The 19056-nt window shown below is 71.2% G+C and carries 21 protein-coding genes; 15 read left to right on the top strand and 6 right to left on the bottom strand.

What is annotated here, in order from left to right; genetic code table 11:
• Positions 1-91: 91 nt before the first annotated feature.
• The 4 genes from REH65_RS12180 (at position 92) to REH65_RS12165 (ending at position 2990) form a co-directional block, all read left to right on the top strand.
• Positions 92-1123 carry a P1 family peptidase gene (locus tag REH65_RS12180; RefSeq protein WP_406692502.1) on the top strand — a complete coding sequence of 344 codons (1032 nt, stop codon included), beginning with the start codon at positions 92-94 and terminating at the stop codon, positions 1121-1123.
• Positions 1124-1224: 101 nt separating this feature from the next.
• Positions 1225-1680, top strand: coding sequence for a Mov34/MPN/PAD-1 family protein (locus REH65_RS12175; protein ID WP_093414820.1), 456 nt, complete (start codon positions 1225-1227; stop codon positions 1678-1680).
• A gap of 69 nt (positions 1681-1749) precedes the next feature.
• Entirely contained in the window at positions 1750-2028 is a 279-nt protein-coding gene (locus tag REH65_RS12170) for a MoaD family protein (protein WP_281456251.1), read from the top strand.
• An 11-nt stretch (positions 2029-2039) separates the two neighbouring features.
• Positions 2040-2990, top strand: coding sequence for a cysteine synthase (locus REH65_RS12165; protein WP_281456250.1), 951 nt, complete (start codon positions 2040-2042; stop codon positions 2988-2990).
• A gap of 241 nt (positions 2991-3231) precedes the next feature.
• Here REH65_RS12165 and REH65_RS12160 read toward each other — a convergent pair whose 3' ends face one another.
• Positions 3232-4074, bottom strand: a complete 843-nt coding sequence (locus REH65_RS12160; RefSeq protein WP_406692501.1) for an SMP-30/gluconolactonase/LRE family protein — start codon at positions 4072-4074, stop codon at positions 3232-3234.
• 180 nt (positions 4075-4254) lie between these two features.
• Between REH65_RS12160 and REH65_RS12155 the strand changes: the two genes are divergently transcribed.
• The 6 genes from REH65_RS12155 to REH65_RS12130 are packed head-to-tail and all read left to right on the top strand — an operon-like array spanning position 4255 to position 8699.
• Positions 4255-4896, top strand: a complete 642-nt coding sequence (locus tag REH65_RS12155) for a rhomboid family intramembrane serine protease (RefSeq protein WP_343231387.1) — start codon at positions 4255-4257, stop codon at positions 4894-4896.
• Positions 4893-5708: a glutamate racemase gene (gene murI / locus REH65_RS12150; protein ID WP_281456248.1), complete on the top strand. Its 816-nt coding sequence runs from the start codon at positions 4893-4895 to the stop codon at positions 5706-5708. The genes REH65_RS12155 and murI overlap by 4 nt, the downstream gene beginning before the upstream one ends.
• A complete protein-coding gene (locus REH65_RS12145; RefSeq protein WP_406692500.1) occupies positions 5705-6475 on the top strand; it encodes an MBL fold metallo-hydrolase in 771 nt (256 codons plus the stop codon). Before murI ends, REH65_RS12145 begins: the two co-directional genes overlap by 4 nt.
• 50 nt (positions 6476-6525) lie before the next feature.
• Positions 6526-7281: a ribonuclease PH gene (gene rph, locus REH65_RS12140; RefSeq protein ID WP_281456246.1), complete on the top strand. Its 756-nt coding sequence runs from the start codon at positions 6526-6528 to the stop codon at positions 7279-7281.
• Positions 7278-7883 carry an RdgB/HAM1 family non-canonical purine NTP pyrophosphatase gene (gene rdgB, locus REH65_RS12135; protein ID WP_406692499.1) on the top strand — a complete coding sequence of 202 codons (606 nt, stop codon included), beginning with the start codon at positions 7278-7280 and terminating at the stop codon, positions 7881-7883. The genes rph and rdgB overlap by 4 nt, the downstream gene beginning before the upstream one ends.
• 57 nt (positions 7884-7940) lie before the next feature.
• On the top strand, positions 7941-8699 hold the full coding sequence (locus REH65_RS12130) for a sulfite exporter TauE/SafE family protein (RefSeq protein ID WP_281456244.1): 759 nt from the start codon (positions 7941-7943) through the stop codon (positions 8697-8699).
• Between the two features lie 42 nt (positions 8700-8741).
• Here the strand turns inward: REH65_RS12130 and bcp are convergent, their stop codons facing one another.
• On the bottom strand, positions 8742-9215 hold the full coding sequence (gene bcp / locus REH65_RS12125) for a thioredoxin-dependent thiol peroxidase (RefSeq protein ID WP_406692498.1): 474 nt from the start codon (positions 9213-9215) through the stop codon (positions 8742-8744).
• A gap of 31 nt (positions 9216-9246) precedes the next feature.
• Positions 9247-9378 carry a hypothetical protein gene (locus REH65_RS12120; protein ID WP_406692497.1) on the bottom strand — a complete coding sequence of 44 codons (132 nt, stop codon included), beginning with the start codon at positions 9376-9378 and terminating at the stop codon, positions 9247-9249.
• A 215-nt stretch (positions 9379-9593) separates the two neighbouring features.
• On the opposite strand from REH65_RS12120, the gene REH65_RS12115 reads away from it, so the two are divergent.
• The 3 genes from REH65_RS12115 to REH65_RS12105 all read left to right on the top strand — a co-directional run bounded on the left by REH65_RS12115 (position 9594) and on the right by REH65_RS12105 (position 12827).
• Positions 9594-11327, top strand: coding sequence for a pyruvate dehydrogenase (locus REH65_RS12115; RefSeq protein WP_281456241.1), 1734 nt, complete (start codon positions 9594-9596; stop codon positions 11325-11327).
• Positions 11328-11783: 456 nt separating this feature from the next.
• Positions 11784-12632, top strand: a complete 849-nt coding sequence (locus REH65_RS12110) for a helix-turn-helix transcriptional regulator (RefSeq protein ID WP_281456240.1) — start codon at positions 11784-11786, stop codon at positions 12630-12632.
• The gene (locus tag REH65_RS12105) at positions 12633-12827 is read left to right on the top strand and encodes a DUF397 domain-containing protein (RefSeq protein WP_406692496.1); all 195 of its coding nucleotides are present in this window, start codon (positions 12633-12635) and stop codon (positions 12825-12827) included. It abuts the gene before it with no gap.
• An 18-nt stretch (positions 12828-12845) separates the two neighbouring features.
• On the opposite strand, the gene REH65_RS12100 is transcribed toward REH65_RS12105, so the two are convergent.
• The 3 genes from REH65_RS12100 to REH65_RS12090 all read right to left on the bottom strand — a co-directional run bounded on the left by REH65_RS12100 (position 12846) and on the right by REH65_RS12090 (position 16428).
• The gene (locus REH65_RS12100; RefSeq protein WP_406692495.1) at positions 12846-14366 is read right to left on the bottom strand and encodes a PH domain-containing protein; all 1521 of its coding nucleotides are present in this window, start codon (positions 14364-14366) and stop codon (positions 12846-12848) included.
• Positions 14363-14857, bottom strand: coding sequence for a PH domain-containing protein (locus REH65_RS12095; protein ID WP_406692494.1), 495 nt, complete (start codon positions 14855-14857; stop codon positions 14363-14365). Before REH65_RS12095 ends, REH65_RS12100 begins: the two co-directional genes overlap by 4 nt.
• A gap of 68 nt (positions 14858-14925) precedes the next feature.
• Positions 14926-16428, bottom strand: coding sequence for an ArnT family glycosyltransferase (locus REH65_RS12090; protein ID WP_406692493.1), 1503 nt, complete (start codon positions 16426-16428; stop codon positions 14926-14928).
• 182 nt (positions 16429-16610) lie between these two features.
• Here REH65_RS12090 and REH65_RS12085 point away from each other — a divergent pair, with 182 nt between their 5' ends.
• Both REH65_RS12085 and REH65_RS12080 read left to right on the top strand, forming a co-directional pair.
• Positions 16611-17849 (top strand): sensor histidine kinase, encoded by a 1239-nt coding sequence (locus tag REH65_RS12085; protein WP_406692492.1) that lies wholly within the window; start codon positions 16611-16613, stop codon positions 17847-17849.
• Complete coding sequence (locus REH65_RS12080) at positions 17842-18501, top strand: response regulator transcription factor (RefSeq protein ID WP_281456234.1); 660 nt, start codon at positions 17842-17844, stop codon at positions 18499-18501. Before REH65_RS12085 ends, REH65_RS12080 begins: the two co-directional genes overlap by 8 nt.
• Positions 18502-19056 lie beyond the last annotated feature (555 nt).

Genomic DNA, 19056 nt, shown 5'->3' with positions numbered 1-19056 from the left:
TGAGAAGTGACGATGAACAGCCGAGGGCGTCCGGACAACGCCCGGCGGGCTTCCTTTACATCGGGATAACGTGATCGCCGGGAGGTGCGCGATGTCGTGGCAGCCGGGTGAACTGGACGCGCTGGTCGACGTGGGGGGTCTGCTCGTGGGCCATGACCAGCGGCTCGACGAGCACTGGGCGACCGGGGCGACCGCCGTGCTCGCCCCGGAGGGCGCCACCGGGGCGGTCGACGTGCGCGGGGGAGGCCCGGGCACCCGCGAGACCGACGTGCTCGAACCCAGCCATCTCGTGCAGCGGGTCAACGGGCTGGTGCTGGCGGGCGGCAGCGCCTACGGGCTGGCCGCGGCCGACGGCGCGATGCGCTGGCTCGGCGAGCGCGGCCACGGCGTCCCGGTGGCCGGACCCGGCCAGGTCGTGCCGGTGGTGCCCGCTGCGGTGATCTTCGACGTGCCGATGAACGACTGGGGCAACCGTCCCGACGCCGAGTTCGGCTACCGGGCGTGCGAGAACGCCAGCGCCACCGAGACCCGGCAGGGCAACGTGGGGGCCGGGGCGGGCGCCGTGGTCGGGCCGGTCAAGGGCGGTGTCGGCACCGCCAGCGCCGTGCTGCCCGACGGCACCACGATCGGCGCGCTGGTGGTGGTCAACGCTGCCGGGTCGGCCGTCGACCCCGACACCGGCCTGCCGTGGACGCCCGTGCCGGGACTCCGGGCGCCCGGTTCTCAGGAAGTGGAAGCGGCCCGCCCTCGTTACGCGGGGAGACCCGGCCGTAACGGACCGGTCGACCGGCCGCTCAACACCACCCTCGGCGTCGTGGCCACGGATCTGGAGTTGAGCAAGTCGGAGTGCCGGAGGCTGGCCGTGGCCGGTCACGACGCGCTGGCCCGCGCCGTGCGGCCCGCCCACCTGCTCGTCGACGGCGACACGATGTTCGCCCTGGCCACGGGCACCGGCGAGGCCCTGCCGGAGCCCGGCGAGCCGGGCTGGGCGCTGCGGTTGGACCAGGTCAGCGCGGTGGCGGCCGAGGTGGTCGAGCGGGCGATCGTGCGCGGGATGCTCGCGGCGGAGCCGGTCGGGGAGGTGACGTGCTACACGAGCCTCTACCCCTCCGCGCGGGAATGAATCATCGTTGAGCGTCGTTTGCCGAAACGACGAAGCCGCACCGGCGACCCCGCGATTTCACATCCTGGGAGCCCGGTGCCCCACCTACTAGGATGGTTGCTGTGCTGGTGATCCGACGCGACCTCGTCGACGCGATGGTCGCGCATGCCCGACGGGACCACCCGGACGAGGCGTGCGGCGTGATTGCCGGACCGGAAGGGTCCGACCGTCCGGAACGCTTGATCGAGATGATCAACGCCGAGCGTTCGCCCACGTTCTACCGGTTCGACTCCGCCGAGCAGTTGCAGGTGTGGCGAGGCATGGACGCCGCCGACGAGGAGCCGGTGGTCATCTACCACTCGCACACCGCGACCGAGGCCTACCCGTCGCGCACCGACGTGTCCTACGCCTCGGAGCCCAACGCGCACTACGTGCTCGTGTCCACGCGGGATCCCGAGACCCACGAACTGCGCTCCTACCGCATCCTCGATGGCGAGGTCACCGAGGAGCCGGTGGAGGTCGTCGAGTCGTACATGTTCGCCCACACCGGTGGCGACGAGGTTCCCGACCGCGACTGATCCGCGGCTCGATCCCCAACCGCATGTTCGCGTTCCCTATGTAGTCCTTTGTGGACAGGAGGATTCCTCATGGCAGTCAACGTTTCCATCCCGACCATCCTGCGGACCCACACCGACGGGCAGAAGTCCGTGGAGGCCAAGGGCGACAACCTCGCCGCGGTGATCGACGACCTCGACACCAACTTCAACGGCCTCAAGGACCGCCTGGTCAAGGAGGGCAACCTGCACCGGTTCGTCAACGTCTACGTCAACGACGAGGACGTCCGCTTCGCCGGTGGCCTGGAGGCCAAGGTCTCCGACGGCGACAACGTCACCATCCTGCCGGCCGTCGCCGGCGGCATGCGCTGACGGAGGCTCCCGTGGCTCGATTCGGCTCGCTGCTCGACGCGCTGGGTGAGACCCCGCTCGTCGGGTTGCCGCACCTCTCACCCGCACCGGACGTGCGGCTGTGGGCGAAGCTGGAGGATCGCAACCCGACCGGTTCCATCAAGGACCGGGCGGCGTTGAACATGATCGAGGCCGCCGAGAAGGAAGGTCGGCTCACCGCCGGCTGCACCATCCTCGAACCCACCTCGGGCAACACCGGCATCTCGCTGGCCATGGCCGCCAAGCTCAAGGGCTACGGGCTGGTCTGCGTCATGCCGGAGAACACCTCCGAGGAGCGGCGCCAGCTGCTGCAGGCCTACGGCGCGCGGATCATCTCCTCGCCCGCGGCGGGCGGGTCGAACCAGGCCGTCGCGATGGCCAAGGAGCTGGCCGAGCAGAACCCGGACTGGGTGATGCTCTACCAGTACGGCAACCCCGCCAACGCCGACGCGCACTACCGGGGCACCGGGCCGGAGATCCTGCGGGACCTGCCGACCATCACCCACTTCGTGGCCGGTCTCGGCACGACCGGGACGCTGGTGGGCGTGGGCCGGTACCTGCACGAGAACAAGCCGGGGGTGCAGGTCGTCGCGGCCGAGCCCCGCTACGGCGAGCTCGTGTACGGCCTGCGCAACCTGGACGAGGGCTTCGTGCCGGAGCTCTACGACCCGGACGTGCTCTCGCGGCGGTTCTCCGTCGGCTCCTACGACGCGTTGCGCCGGACCCGGCAGCTGCTGGAGAGCGAGGGCATCTTCGCCGGCATCTCGACGGGCGGCGTCCTGCACGCCGCCCTGACGATCGCGGAGAAGGCCGCCGCGGCCGGGGAGTCCGCGGACATCGCCTTCGTCGTGGCCGATGCCGGCTGGAAGTACCTCTCCACCGGCGCCTACAGCGGCACCATCGACGAAGCGGCCCAACGCCTCGAAGGCCAGCTCTGGGCCTGACCCCGCACCGCAGAACCCCCGCCTCCCCCTGGGACGGCGGGGGTTTTCGCGTATCCAGGGCTCGATCTCGGGTGCTCGGGGTGGGGAAGTTTTCATGAAAACTTCCGCACCCCCACATCGATTCGGACGTTTTCAAGGGAAACGTTCGGGGTGAAGTTCCTGGTGAGCGGGTTGTGGGTGCTGAGTGGGGGAAGTTTTCATGAAAACTTCGCGGTCCTCAGGAACGTGAGGGTGGGTTCGGTCAGCCGGTGAAGGCGAAGGCTCGGAGGCCTTCGGCCGGGGTGCGGAGGGTGAGGACGGTGCCGTCCGTGCTGGTGGGGGACGGGACGTCCTCGCGGGACGTGGTGATGTAGAGGTCTCGGAGGTCCTGGCCGCCGAAGCAGAGGTTCGTGGGGCGTTGGGCCGGGAGCGGGATCGTCTCCGCGAGCTCACCGGTCGGGGAGTAGCGGTGGAGCTCGGCCTTGTCGCGGACCGCGGTCCAGAGGGTGCCGTCGGTGGCGACCGCCAGCCCCGACGGCTGGCCGCCGACCTCGCAGAGGGTGCGGCGGTTGCCCATCAGACCCGCGTTGACGTCGAAGTCCAGGACCTCGATCCGGCCGGTGCCCGCGTCCGCGATGTAGAACCGCGAGTCGTCCGGGCTCGTGGCCAGGCCGAACCCGGCCTTCAGGTCCTTGATGATCACGCCCGCCGAACCGTCCGGGTTCACCCGCGCCAGCCAGCCGTCACCGGACTCGTCGGTGCGCATCGTGGTGGCCCACATCCGGCCCTTGCGGTCGATCATCGTGGCGCCCGCGGTCATCCCCTCGCGGGCCCAGTAGACAAGCCAGGTGCGCTGCTCGCCGTGGGCGTCGAACAGCGCGATGCCCTCGTGCAGGTGCAGCGCCAGACCGCCCCGGCTGCGGGGCTTCGCGCCGCCGGTCCGCTGCTGCAGCGTCATCGTGGCGTTGGTGTGGCCCGGCCGGTAGCGGTGCACATCGCCCGCCAGCGGGTCCGTCCACAGCAGGGTCTCGGTGCCGATGTCCCAGGTGGGCGCCTGTCCGGAACGCGCCGCCGCCTGCACTGCGATGTCGACCTGGGCGTGCACACTTCACCTTTCAACCACACGACGCAACGGGGCCGAACCTTACCGCGCGGATCACCCGACGGGGCCGGATGGAGGAAACCTCCCCGAGATCCGCAACGCTCCCGTCACCACCCCGATGCGCACCCGGAATCGGGGGCATTCCCGATCCCCCGCCCGATTTCTGCGGCTAGGCTCGGTGGGGTGACACGCCCGATGGAACGTCCGCGCCCGCGAGTCCTGCCGACGAACCCGCTCAAGGCCGCGATCGGCATGCTCGTCACGGTCGCCGTGCTGTTCGGCATCGAGCTCTACGACGTGGCGACACCGGTGCCGAACCCCGCGATGGACCTCGACGCCAACGGGATCCAGCCGCGCACCCTCGACGGGCTCGACGGCATCCTCTGGGCGCCGCTGCTGCACTTCGGCTGGCAGCACCTGATCAGCAACTCGCTGCCGCTGTTCGTGCTCGGCTGGCTGCTGCTGGCAGGCGGGCTCCGGCAGTTCATCGGCGTCACCGCCGTGGTGTGGATCGTCGCCGGGGCCGGGACCTGGCTGATCGGCGCGCCCGGCTACCACGTCGGCGCCTCCGGCGTGATCTTCGGCTGGATGGTGTTCCTGCTGCTGCGCGGGTTCGCCCAGCGCAGCATCGCCCAGATCCTGGTGTCGGTGGTGCTGTTCTTCTACTGGGGCGGCATGCTCTGGGGCGTTCTGCCCGGTCAGCCGGGCATCTCCTGGGAGGGGCACCTCTTCGGCGCGATCGGTGGGGTGCTCGCCACGTGGCTGGTGGCGCGCAGCACTCGGCGGCGGGTTTCGCGGGCCGAGCCTGGCACACTGGCCGGGTGACCAACGCTCCGATCGGGATCTTCGACTCCGGTGTCGGCGGGCTGACCGTGAGCCGCGCGATCATGGACCAGCTGCCCGGCGAGACCGTCCACTACGTCGGTGACACCGCCAACGCCCCCTACGGGCCGATGCCGCTGGCCGAGATCCGCTCCCGCACCCTCGCGATCACCGATTCGATGGTCGACGGCGGAGTGAAGATGCTGGTCATCGCCTGCAACACGGCCTCGTCGGCCTGCCTGCGCGACGCCCGCGAGCGCTACTCCGTCCCGGTGGTGGAGGTCGTGCTGCCCGCGGTGCGCCGGGCCGTGGCCACCACCCGCAACCGCAAGGTCGGCGTCATCGGCACCGACGCCACCATCCGCTCCCGCGCCTACGACGACGCGTTCACCGCGGCCCCGGACATCGCGCTGACCACCGCGGCCTGCCCGCGGTTCGCCGACTTCGTCGAGCGCGGCATCACCAGCGGCCGCCAGGTCCTCGGCCTGGCGCAGAACTACCTGGACCCGCTGCAGCAGGCGGGCGTCGACACGCTGGTGCTGGGCTGCACGCACTACCCGCTGCTCACCGGGGTCCTGCAGCTGGCGATGGGCGAGGACGTGACGCTGGTGTCCAGCGCGGAGGAGACCGCCAAGGACGTCGTGCGGGTCCTCACCGAGCGGGACGAGCTCGCCGAGCCCGGCCACGTGCCCTCCCACGAGTTCCGCGTCACCGGCGCGCCCGAGCGCTTCGCCCGGTTGGCACGCCGCTTTCTCGGTCCGGCTCCCTCGGCCGATGCCGTTCTGCCGCTGCGCATGTCAGGCTCTCCCGCATGAAGCTGACGGTCCTCGGTTGCGCCGGGAGCATTCCCGGACCCGACTCGCCCGCCTCCGGATACCTGCTGGAGTCCGGGGGCACCCGGATCGTGCTGGACCTGGGCAACGGCACCCTCGGTGCGATGCAGCGCTTCCTCGACCCGTTCGACCTGGACGCGCTGCTGTTCAGCCACCTGCACCCGGACCACTGCGCCGACTTCGGCGCGCTCGCGGTCTACCGGCGCTACCGGCCGAACCCGCCCTACGACCCGCGCGCCCGGCGGCTGCCCGTGGTCGGCCCGGCCAACGCCCCCGAGCGGCTCGCCGCGCTGTACGCGCCGAACGCCGAGGAGCTCGCGGAGACCGACCTGTCGGACGTGTTCGAGTTCCGTCCGGTGAGCACCGAGCCGGTGACGGTCGGGCCGTTCACGATCCGCGCGGTCGAGGTGGCGCACCTGTGCCAGACCTGGGGTTTCCGCGTCGAGGCCGAGGGCCGGGTGCTCGCCTACACCGGTGACACCGGCCCGTGCGAGCAGCTCACCGACCTCGCCGCGGGCGCGCACGCGCTGCTCGCCGAGGCGTCCTGGGAGCACCACGAGGACGCCCCGGAGAACGTCCACCTCTCCGGCCGCCAGGCGGGCGAGGTCGCCAAGACCTCCGGCGCCGAGCGCCTGCTGGTCACCCACCTCGTGCCCTGGACCGACCACGCCGCCATCGAGGCCGAGGCCAAGGCGGCCTTCGGCGGCCCGGCCCACCTCGTCGAAGCGGGCGCCACCTACGAGGTCTGACGCGCGGGGGCTTCCGCGAAGGTGCGGGTGCCTGGGCTTAGGGTTGGGGCGTGGCTAGAGCGGATGGACGCAGTGACGATCAGCTGCGCGATGTGAAGATCACGCGCGGGTACCAGGACTGGCCGGCGGGCTCGGTGCTGGTGGAGTTCGGGCGCACGCGGGTGCTGTGCGCGGCCAGCGTGCAGGACGGCGTTCCGCGCTGGCGGACCGGCTCCGGCCTGGGCTGGGTGACCGCCGAGTACGCGATGCTGCCGTCGGCGACCAACACGCGCGGCGCCCGCGAGTCGGTGAAGGGCCGCATCGGCGGCCGCACCCACGAGATCTCCCGGCTGATCGGCCGCTCCCTCCGCGCCTGCATCGACATGGCGGCGCTCGGCGAGAACACCATCACCCTGGACTGCGACGTCATCCAGGCCGACGGCGGCACCCGCACCGCCGCGATCACCGGCGCCTACGTGGCGCTGGCCGACGCGGTGACGTGGCTGGGCTCTGCCGGTCGGCTGTCCGACCCGAAGCCGCTGTCCTGCTCGATCCAGGCGGTCAGCGTCGGCGTCGTCGACGGCCGGGTGCGGCTGGACCTGCCCTACGAGGAGGACTCCCGCGCCGAGGTCGACATGAACGTGGTCGCCACCGACCACGGCACGCTGGTCGAGGTGCAGGGCACCGGCGAGGGCGCCACCTACACGCGGTCCACGATGGACAAGATGCTCGACTTCGCGCTGGCCGGCTGCGGTGAGCTCGCCCGCCTGCAGGAGGCCGCGCTGGCCGAGCCGTACCCGGGCGAGCTGCCCGGAGACGCCGCATGACCCGGTTGCTGCTGGCCACCCGCAACCAGAAGAAGCTGGTGGAGCTGCGCCGGATCCTGGAGGCCGAGGGCGTCACCGGTCTGGAGGTCGTGGGCCTGGCCGACGTGCCGGAGTTCCCGGAGGCACCGGAGACCGGGGCGACGTTCGAGGAGAACGCCGTGGCCAAGGCCGCCGACGCGGCCCGCGCCACCGGCCTGCCCGCCGTCGCCGACGACTCCGGCCTGGAGATCGACGCGCTCAACGGCATGCCCGGGGTGCTCTCCGCGCGCTGGTCCGGCGAGCACGGCGATGACCAGGCGAACCTGGAGCTCGTGCTGGGCCAGCTGGGTGACGTGCCCGACGAGCGGCGGGGCGGCGCGTTCGTCTCCGCCGCCGCGCTGGTGCTGCCCGACGGCACCGAGACCGTGGTGCGCGGCGAGTGGCGCGGCGCGATCATCCGGGAACCCCGGGGCACCAACGGCTTCGGCTACGACCCGATCTTCGTTCCGGAGGGTGAGACCCGCACCAGCGCGGAGCTCACCCCGGCCGAGAAGGACGCCGGTTCCCACCGAGGCCGAGCCCTCCGCCTGCTGCTTCCCTCCCTGAAACCGCTCGCCGGGTGATGTGACTCCGCTCGCCCCGGTGGGGGCGGGACGTGGTTGGACGGCTAACTTCGGTTCGTGTTCACGGATTGGTTGGAGCTGGGCCTGCTCGTCGTCGTCGGATTCCTGTCCGGCGCGGTGAACGCGGTGGCCGGTGGCGGCTCACTGCTGGTGTTCCCGGCGCTGCTGGCGACGGGGATGCCCCCGCTGGTGGCCAACGTGACCAACTCCGTGGCGCAGGGGCCGGGTTTCGTGGGCGCGGCGATCAGCCAGCGCGACGACCTGAAGGGGAATTCGCGCAGGCTGTGGACCACGTCGATCGCGGCCTGCGCGGGTTCGGCGATCGGCTGCGCGCTGCTGATGGTGCTGCCCGGCGAGGTCTTCGACGCCGTGGTCCCGGCGCTGGTCGGGCTGTCGGCGGTGCTGATGGCCTTCCAGAACACCATCCGCACGTGGCTCGGCTCGCCCGCCGAGGGCGCGCCGGACCGGACGGTGCTGCTCACCGTCGGGATCTTCCTGGCCTCGATCTACGGCGGCTACTTCGGCGGCGCGCGCAGCGTGATCCTGATCGCGATCCTGGTGCTGGCGGCCACCGACAGCATGCGCAGGCTCAACGCGCTCAAGAGCTGGCTGGGCATGATCGGCAGCGCGGCCACGCTCGTCGTCTACGCCCTGATCGCGCCGGTCGACTGGGTCGCGGTGGCGATGCTGGTGCCGACCACGGTCATCGGCGGTTTCGCGGGCGGCAAGCTCGCCCAGCGCCTGCCCTCGACGCTGCTGCGCTACCTGGTGGTCGTCATCGCCGCGGGCGTGGCCCTCTACATGGCCTTCGACTGACGCCGCCCGGGCGGTCGCGGTGACCTGCCCGGGCGGGCGGGATCAGACCCCGATGTCTTTGCGCAGCCGGTCTACGTGGCCGGTGGCCTTGATGTTGTAGAGGGCCTTGGCGATCTTGCCGTCGGGGTCGACGACGAACGTCGAGCGGATGACGCCCTGGACGATCTTGCCGTAGTTCTTCTTCTCGCCGAAGGCGCCCCAGGCGGTCATCACCGAGCGGTCCTCGTCGGACAGCAGCGGGAACGTCAGCCCCTCCGCGTCGCGGAACTTCGCGAGCTTGGCGGGCTTGTCCGGGGAGATGCCCACCACGTCGAACCCGGCGTCGTTGAGCTCGGCGAGGCTGTCGCGGAAGTCGCAGGCCTCCTTGGTGCAGCCCGGGGTGCTCGCGGCGGGGTAGAAGTAGACGACGACCGATCGGCCGCGGTAGTCGCTGAGCGAGACGGTGTTGCCTTCGGCGTCCGGCAGCGAGAACTCGGGCGCCGCGTCGCCGTCCGCAAGTCGGTTCTGTTCGGTCATGCCCGCGACGCTAGCCGATGGGCCGGACGGCTCACTCGGGCAGCGCCGCACCGCCCGCGGCGGGAGTGAGCTGGGACACCTGCTCGATGGCGGGCGGGTCCGCCTGCTGATGCGTGACGAGGAATCCGCCGACGATGAGCCCGGCCAACGCCGAAGTGGTCACGGCAACAGCGCACCTGATGTAGACGCGGACGGACACCGTCGAAATTCCTTTCGTAGCGCGAGAAAACCGCTTCCGAGGCGGACGTGGTGGAGATCGCCGGAATCGGGCGGTTCGTTACCGGTATCCCTCGAACGGGCTACCGGGTTGCGGGTGCCTGGTGCCGCGCGTAGACGAGTGGGTGGCCCCATCGATCAACCGTTCACGGAGGAGCGAGCATGCCGACCGTCGCCGAGCAGTTCATCGAAGTACTCGTGCAGGCCGGGGTGAAGCGGATCTACGGCATCGTCGGGGACAGCCTCAACCCGGTCGTCGACGCCGTCCGCCGCACCGAGGGGATCGAGTGGGTGCACACGCGGCACGAGGAGGCCGCCGCGTTCGCCGCCGGCGCCGAAGCGCAGGTCACCGGCAGGCTCGCGGTGTGCGCGGGCAGCTGCGGGCCCGGCAACCTGCACCTGATCAACGGGCTCTACGACGCGCACCGCAGCGGAGCGCCGGTGCTGGCGCTGGCCTCGCACATCCCGTCGGAGCAGATCGGCACCGGCTTCTTCCAGGAGACCCACCCGGAGGAGCTGTTCAACGAGTGCAGCCACTTCTGCGAGCTGCTGTCCCAGCCCACCCAGATGCCGCGGCTGCTGCGCAGCGCGATCCAGACCGCCGTGGGCAGGCGCGGGGTGTCGGTGCTGGTGATGCCGGGTGACGTGGCCGAGGAGTCGGCGGCCAAGCCGACCGGTCGGGGCGTGGTCGACTGGGAGCCGCCGACGCTGCTGCCCTCGGCCGACCAGGTCTCGGCGCTCGCGGAGCGGATCAACCGGGCGGAACGCCCGATGCTGTTCTGCGGCGCGGGTTCTCGCGGCGCGCACGCCGACGTGATGGAGCTCGCGGAGAAGATCAAGGCCCCGGTCGGGCACGCGCTGCGCGGCAAGGAGTGGATCCAGTACGACAACCCCTTCGACGTCGGCATGAGCGGCCTGCTGGGCTACGGCGCCTGCTACGAGGCGATGCACAAGGCCGACCTGGTGCTGCTGCTGGGTACCGACTTCCCGTACGACAACTTCCTGCCGCAGGCCAACACGGTGCAGGTCGACATCGAGCCCACGCACCTGGGCAGGCGCACGGTGCTGGACCTGGCCGTGCACGGCGACGTCGCCGAGACGATCCGCGCGGTGCTGCCGCAGCTGCGGACCAAGACGGACCGCTCGTACCTGGACCGGATGCTGCGCGAGCACGCCGGACAGCTGGAGAAGGTCGTCGACGCCTACACCCGCAACGTCGAGTCGCAGGTGCCGATCCACCCCGAGTACGTGGCCGACGTGCTCGACGACCTTGCGGCCGAGGACGCGGTGTTCACCGTGGACACCGGGATGTGCAACGTCTGGGCCGCCCGCTACGTCACGCCGAACGGGCGTCGCCGGGTGCTGGGCTCGTTCGTGCACGGCTCGATGGCCAACGCGCTGCCGCAGGCCATCGGCGCGCAGCTGGCCGAGCCGAACCGGCAGGTGGTGTCGATGTCCGGCGACGGCGGGCTGGCGATGCTGCTGGGCGACCTGCTGAGCCTGCGCACCCACCGGCTGCCGGTGAAGACCGTGGTGTTCAACAACTCCTCGCTGGGCATGGTGAAGCTGGAGATGCTGGTCGACGGCCTGCCGGACTTCGGCACCGATCACGACGGCGTCGACTTCGCCGCCATCGCTCGCGCGGCGGGCATCCACTCGGTGCGGGTGGAGAAGCCGGGCGAGGTCCGGGACGCGCTCGCCGACGCGCTGTCGCGGCCGGGCCCGGCGCTGGTGGACGTGGTGACCGATCCCAACGCGCTGTCGCTGCCGCCGAACATCACGGCCGAGCAGGTCAAGGGCTTCGCCCTGGCGGTGAGCCGCACGGTGCTCTCCGGCGGGGTGGGCAAGATGCTCCAGCTGGCCCGAAGCAACCTCCGCAACGTCCCGCGACCCTAGAACTGTTGCTCTGGTCGCGCTGCGTGGCGGTGCGGGTGGCGGAACCCGAGCGCCTTCGTGGTCTCCGTGCGCCGCTCCTTGAGCATGTGAATACGCGGCGTCACGGCGTACTCGCCACGAAGGCGCTCAGAACCCGCGCCGGTGCGAGTTGCTCGGGTGGTGGAAGAGAACGCGGCTCCGCCGCGTGCACGAGCAGTCCCTGAGTCAGTCCCGGGGGCGTCGGGGTGCGAGGTGGCCGGCTCGCCACCACAGCAGCAGGCCGAAACCGAAGAACGCGGCCCACACCAGCACGGACACCATCATGAGCAAGTACACCTGTCACCCCCACCGCGCGGCGGTCCGGCCCTCTCGCTCGGGCCGCCGCACACCAGGATCCCCGGAAGGAGCGGCCGCGTGAAGATGTCGTACGGGTGATCGGGTTGTGACTCGTCGTGGTTGGCCGGGCAGGATGGGGGCATGACAGTCAGTCCCACGGTGCGTCGCCGCAGACTGGCCGCCGAACTGCGCAGGTTGCGCGCCCGTTCGGAGGTCACGCAGCAGCAGGCGGCCAGTCATCTCGGTTGCACGCAGGCGAAGATCGGTCGATTCGAGACCGCGAAGAGATCACCCTCGGTCGGTGACGTGTCGGCGCTGCTGGACTTCTACGGGGTGGACAGCGCCGAGCGGGACCAGCTGATCAACCTCGCCCGCGACGCCCGCAAGCGCGGCTGGTGGCACTCCTACAGCGACGTGCTGCCCGAGTGGTACGAGACCTACGTGGGTCTCGAAGCCGAGGCGTCCAGCATTCACACCTACGAGTCCGAGGCGATCCCCGGGCTGCTGCAGACGCGTGAATACGCCTACGCCATCACCAAGTCCACGCTCATCCGCGCGCACGACGCGGAGATCGGGCGACGCGTGGACCTGCGCATCCAGCGGCAGGAGCGGGTCACCGGGGACAACCCGCTGGAGCTGTGGGCGGTGGTCGGCGAGGCCGCGCTGCGGCGTCGCGTCGGCGGTGACGGCGTGCTGCGCAGGCAGCTGGAGCACATGCTCAAGCTGGGGCAGCTGCCGAACGTGACGCTGCAGGTGATGCCGCTGGACGCCGGTGCCCACCCGGCGCAGGCCGGTCCGTTCGTGATCCTGCGCTACTCCAACCACATCGACCCCGACGTGGTGTACCTGGAAACCCATGTGGGTGGCCTGTACCTGGAGCGCGAGATCGAGCTGACGAACTACGCCACGATGATGGATCATCTGAGGGCGCACGCGGTAGATCCCGAGGGCTCGGTCGATTTCATCCAACAACGCATAGGAGAGCTGTAGATGGCGCACATATCCGGCTGGCGCACGAGTTCCCGATCCCAGGGGCAGGGGCAGTGCGTCGAGGTCGGCTTCGGAGCCGACCACGTTGGTGTGCGGGACACCAAGAACCGGGGGGCGGGGCGCATCGAGGTCGCCTCGCAGCTGTGGAAGGACTTCGTCGGCGGCGTGAAGAACGGCCGGTTCGACCAGGACTGAATCCGACGGGGGAGCGCGCTAATTCGGGGGGCGCTCCCCGTCAGAAATCGAAACAGACTCTGCCGCAGCGTCTTCCAGGAAAGGCGTGAGGAGACCGGGAACGGCTTCATCGGCCAGCGCCAGGCCGTCGCCGGTGCGGACGTCGTAGACGCGGTAGAGGCTCGACCCGGCGGCGGTCGTCGCGCCCACGGTCATCAGGTCGGCGCGGCGCTGGAACACCGTGCGGGAGATCCGCCAGCCGATGATGTTCTCGCGCTGCAGCGCGACCGTGCTCCGAGCCGCGCTTCCGTTGCGCGCCACCAGGTATCGCTCGCCCAGCGCGTGCCCGAGGCCGCGGTGGGCGTCGACGGCGAAGCCGAGCCCGACCGCCAGGGCGAGCACCACGAGGACGACGGCGAAGGACGTCGGGATCCAGCCGGGCACCGCCGGGATCGCCACCACGACCGCCACGCCCAGCGCGCTCCACAGCGCCCAGCCGATCCGCCGCCGCAGGGCGGCGCGCGGGTGCGGGGCGAGGGCCAGGTCGAACGGCCGGTCGCGCAGCACGGCCGCCGCCACGCGGCGGGCCTCGGCGCGGGGCGCGGGCGGCAGCAGGGTCTTGCTCTCCGGCTGCTTCTTGTCCTGCGACCTGACCTGGAGCCCGGTCGCGACCGCGCCCAGCCGGGCGCCGCCGGCCAGCCGCAGCGGCAGCGGCTCGCCGAGCTCGACGCCGCGCAGCCGGCGCTCCTCCAGCGACAGCGAGCGGGTGGTGAGCAGGCCGCGCTTCACGCGCAGCGTGCCGGGTTCGCGGGTGAGCTGGTAGCCCCACCACATCTCCAGCGACAGCAGGAACGCCCCGACGACCCCGACGACCAGCGCGATCCCGGCCACGACCAGCACGAACGCCACGATGCCCAGGGTCACCACGACGCCACCGAGGGCCTCGAACACGCCCCACGCGCGCAGCAGCTGGTCGAAGGAGCCGACGGCGGACCCGATGGCGCCCCACACCACCAGCATCAGCGACGTGGTCAGCGCCGAGTAGCCGAGCCACCGCGGTTCGAGCCGCGACAGCACTCCCTCGTCCGGCGCGTCGTCCACAGTGGAGCCGTCGCCGAGGGTCATGCCGCGGCGCAGCGACTCGGCGTCTTCGCGGGAGATCGACTGGAGCTTGATGGTCGCCTCGTCCGCTTGCGCCCCGGTGCTCACCTTCACCGTCGCGATGCCGAACAGCCGCTCGTGCGGCGCGGCGGTGATGTCGACGGTGCGGATCCGCTCGCGCGGGATCGACCGGTGGTTGCGGAACACCCCGCCCTGCCGCTGCTCGAAGCGCTCCTCGGTGATCCGGTACCGGAAGAAGACCCGCTCGTAGATCGCGCCGCCGACGATGAGCAGCGCGGCGCCCAGGCCGACCAGGACCGTGATGAGCAGCGCGGTCGTCCCGGCACCGGCCAGGGCCATGACCAGCAGCGTCGGCAGCATCGGCGCGACCACGATCGCGGCCGAGGCGGGGATGGCCCTCACGTCCAGCCGGTGCCACTGCCCGTCGACGACGTTCACGTCGCATCTCCCGGGGTGGCCTGGGTGGTCGCGGTGAGCTGCTCGACGACCGCCGTCGCCCGCTCCCGGTCCATGCCGTCGATGGTCAGCGGCCCGGCCGCCGAGGCGGTGGTGACGGTGACGCTGGAGAGGTCGAACAGCTGCTGCAGCGGTCCGCGCACGGTGTCGACGGTCTGGATCCGCGACATCGGCGCGATCCGCCACTCCTGCCGCAGCCAGCCCGCCGCGGTGTAGACGGCGTCGTCGGTGATCTCCCAGCGGTGCACCCGGTACCGCCACTGCGGCATCACCACGACGTAGACCGCGCCCAGCACCGCGATGAGCACCGCGGGCAGCAGCAGCCAGAAGCGGGCCGGTGCGATCAGGACGCCCAGCACCACCAGCACGATCACCGGCGGCAGCACGGTGGCCAGGGCCTGCGCCGTCCACCAGCCGATCGCCCGCTTCTCCACGCGGTGGTGCGGTGGGCGCAACCGCAGTTCCTCGGCCATCTCGGGCCCCTTTCGTGGACGTGCAGCCGATTGTGTCGACATCGCGGGTCCGCCGCTCGGGTTTCGGCTCATCGCATCGACCTGACGGCGGGCCAGATCTGCGCCCACGGCTCGGTGCGGCCGCTGAGCACCCACACCTTCAGGTCGCCGCCGGGGACGGCGAGCCGGGCGTCGGTGAAGAACGGCCGGATCTCGTCCGCGCTGCGCGCGAACAGCACGATCGTGTCGATCCCGTCGTCGGGGTGGCCGAAGAACCCGTAGCCGCGGTGCGGGCTGAACACCTCGGGCAGCGGGTGGTGCCTGCCGCCGATGTCGAGCATCGAGGCGGAGATGTAGCTGTCGCCGATGACGGCGGTGCGCGAGCGCTGCTCGGGTGGCAGCGCCCGGTAGACGTCGGAGACCTGCCGCGCGATGCCGTCGCTGATCCGCTCGGCCTGCACGTGGGTGATCGCCGAGGAGAACCCGCGGTTGATCGCGTCGGCGGTGAAGATCATGGCTCCGGCCGCCAGCGCGGTGACCGCGTAGACCGGCCAAGCCGCCCACCCCCAGCGGGACGGCTTGGCCTCGCGCCTGCGCTGCAAGCCGACGACCGCCGCCGCGATCGGCAGCCCGTACATCCCGATCAGGTAGTAGGGCCGCGCGGCGGTGACGACGAAGAAGATCCACAGCACGATCATGGCCGGCGCGAACATTCGGTACGGCCGCAGCCGCTCCTCCGCCAGCAGCAGCCACAGCCCCATCAGCACCAGCGCCGTGCCGAGGACACCGGCGTAGAGCAGCAGCATCACCGCCGTGCCGCCGCGACCACCCGACAGCACCGGCGACTCGGCGGCCACCACCCGCGACATCTCCAGCTGCGGCCAGCCGTGCAGCGCCTGCCAGATCAGCGCGGGCGAGGCGATGAGCAGCGCGATCCCGGCGCCCGCCCACAGCTTCGGCCGGGCCGGCAGCGCCCGAGGACCGACCACCAGGGTGCTCAGCAGCAGCGCCGCGCACAGGATCGCGACCTGGAACTTGGCCTGCAGGTTGATGCCCAGCAGCAGCCCGAACACCAGCAGCAGCCGGTCGTCGGCCACGCCCTGCGAGTGCTGCCGCAGCCAGCGCACCAGCGGCAGGAACAACGCCGTCCACAGCAGCGGCTCGAAGCTGTAGGGCGCCAGCCAGTGCCCCACCAGGTTCGCCCACAGACCCGTGGCACCCGCGAACGCGGCGATCGTCTGCGCCCTCCGGTCGGCGCCGAACTCGCGGGCCAGCAGGGCTATCAGCACGACCGTCGCCCCGGTGGCCAGCGCGACCGGGAGCCGCAGCACGAACATCGAATCCGGTGCCAGGAAGTCCATCGCGGCGCCGATCATCGGCACCAGCGGCGGCTGGTCGGCGTAACCCCAGTCCGGGTGGAAGCGCCCGGCCGCGAGCATGTAGACCTCGTCGATCCAGTAGTCGCCGAACGCCCCCATGACAGCGTGCGCGACGGTCAGGGCGCCGGCGATGGCCAGCGTCGGCCACATCGCCCACGGGTGCGGAGGTCGTCCCGCGCTCGCGCTCGACCGCTCGGTCTGATCGATGATCATCGGTTCCCCCAGGAATCGCGGTGCGCCACCAGTGAAGCGCGGTCGCCGAGCGGCTCACCACCGCTTTTCGTCGAGCGCTCGCGCGCCGGAAGTTGCGGGCCGGTGCAACCTTCGTCTACTCCTGCGGGCTGCTCGGCGGTTCTCGCCGGGTGCGCCGCGCACCGGCGCCTACCGTGGGAGCTGTGGAACACCCGTGGTGGCGGCTGCTGTGGAACGATCGGCGCGAAGCGGTCTTCGACATCGCGCTCGTCGTCGGGCTGCACGTGTTCGTCTGGACGCTCGGCAGGCTCTACCCGGAGGTGTCCTCTCCCGAGAGCTACGACTGGATCGGCGGGCTCTGGCTCGCCGACGTCCTCAACACGGCCTTCGGCATCGGACTGCTGGTGCGCCGCCGCTACCCGATGTGGCTGCTGTGGCCCGCCGCCGCGGTCTCGGTGGCCCAAGCGCTGCTCATCCAGTTCGGTCCGGGCCCGTTCATGCAGGTGAACCTGCCCTCGGACCCGTGGGCGCCGGGACTGACGCCGCTCATCCTCTACGCCGCCGTCGTCTACCAGCGCCGCTCCCGGGGCCTGATGTGGGTGCTGATCGGGGTCGTGACGGCGGTGTGCCTGCGCCCGTGGACCTTCCCCGACGCCGACACGGTGCTGGGCGGCGCGCTGTGGTCGATCGTGCCGATCCTGCTCGGCCTCTCCGCGCTCGGGCTGCGCGACCGCGCCGAACGCGCCGAGCGAGAGCAGGAGCTGCGCGCCGCGCAGGCCCGCGCCGACGAGCGGGCGCGGCTGGCAGTCGAGATGCACGACGTCGTCACCCACCGGATCAACCTGATGGTGCTCCAAGCCGGCGCGCTGGCCGTCGCCGGTGAGGACCCGGCCGTGCGCCGGGCCGCCGACGAGCTGCGCGCCAGCGGCAGCCAGGCCCTGGCCGAGCTGCGCGACCTGGTCGGCGTGCTCCGCCGCAGCGAGACCGACCCGCAGGAGGACCGCGCCGAAACGCCCGAATCCCCGCCCGATCTCGACGAGCTCGTCGCCGAGTCCCAGGCCGTCGGGATGTCCGTCGAGTACACCGTGGACGGAGCAGCGGGCCCGGTGACCGCCGCGGTCGCCCGCACCGCCTACCGCGTGGTGCAGGAAGGGCTGACCAACGCGCACAAGCACGCTCCCGGCGCCCACGTCGACGTCCGCGTCCGCTACGGCGACGACCGGGTGCGGGTGCTCGTCCGCAACACCGCCACCGACGGACCCCGCGAACACGCCGACAGCGGCGGGGGAGTCGGGCTGCTCGGGCTCCAGCAGCGGGTCGAGCTCGTCGGCGGCACGTTCCGCTCCGGGCCCGTCGACGGCGGGCCCGAGGGCGCGGGCGGCTTCGAGGTCGAGGCGGTACTGCCCGGATACGTGCCCACCGAGGAGAGCGCCGATGCGTGAGACGATCCGCGTGCTCGTCGTCGACGACGAGCCGATGGTCTGCGCGCACCTGCGCACCATCCTCGGCTCCGCGCCCGACATCGAAGTCGTCGACGACGCCCAGGACGGCGCCGCCGCCGTCGAAGCCGTTGTGCGGCACCGGCCCGACGTCGTGCTCATGGACCTGCGGATGCCCGGCGTCGACGGGCTCACCGCCACCGAGCGGATCTGCGGGATGCCCGAGCACCCGTCCGTCGTCGCCCTGACGACCTTCGACGCCGACAAGTACGTGCTGCGCGCCCTGCGCGCCGGAGCCGTCGGGTTCCTCGTGAAATCCACGCCCCCGCACGACCTCATCGGTCTCGTGCGCGTCGCCGCCGACGGGCACACCGTGCTCTCCGAGGAGGCCAAGCGCCGGCTGCTCGCCGCCACCGGAGGCGAGCAGACCGCGCGCGACCGCGCCCTGCGGATCACCCGCGACCTCACCGAGCGCGAGATCGACGTGCTCACCTGCCTCGGCCGCGGCATGTCCAACGCGCAGATCGCCTCCCGGCTGCACCTGTCGGAAGCGACCGTGAAGTCCTACGTCTCGCGGATGCTCGTCAAGCTCGACTGCGAAAACCGGTTGCAGGCCGGGCTGCTCGCCTACGACGCCGGACTCGTGCCCCGGTGACGCACGACACAGCGGTTTGTCACTAGGCCATCCGGGTGGATTGGGCCAACAGGTTTAACGATCAATCGAGTGAGGTCCGCCGATTGGCTCTGGAATATTCCACCCAAGATCGGTACACCATAGGAGACGCGTTCCACGCGGTTGTCGGGGCCGGGAACGCGTCAGCGCCATCGGTTCGGGGATCGACGGCGCAACCGGTCGGAGGGGTCCGGCCGAAACGAAGGTGCCCTCGGCGCAATCGGGGTGCGCCGAGGGTTCCTTTTTGCCGTGGTCCTTCGGGTCTGCTGACGATGGTCTTGTTGCTTAGCGGTGCGGGTAGGGGAACCTGAGCGGCTCCGTGGACTCCGCGCGCCCCGACTTATGTATGTCCAATACACGGCGTCGAGGCGTGCTCGCCACGAAGCCGCTCAGAACCCCCGGCGGTGCCAGTGCCTTGGGTGGGGTGGTGAGAAAGCACCTCCGGTGCTTGCCTGACGTTGTCTTGTTGCTATTTCTTGGTGAGCAATTGTCGCCGTGTTGTTGATTTCTTCGTTCTCCTTGAGGCTGTGACCTGCG

It is taken from the genome of Saccharopolyspora sp. ID03-671, assembly GCF_045278815.1.
Classification (GTDB): Bacteria; Actinomycetota; Actinomycetes; order Mycobacteriales; family Pseudonocardiaceae; genus Saccharopolyspora; species Saccharopolyspora ipomoeae.
Note: the sequence above shows the minus strand (reverse complement) of the source record. Positions and strands in the feature narration are given on the sequence as shown.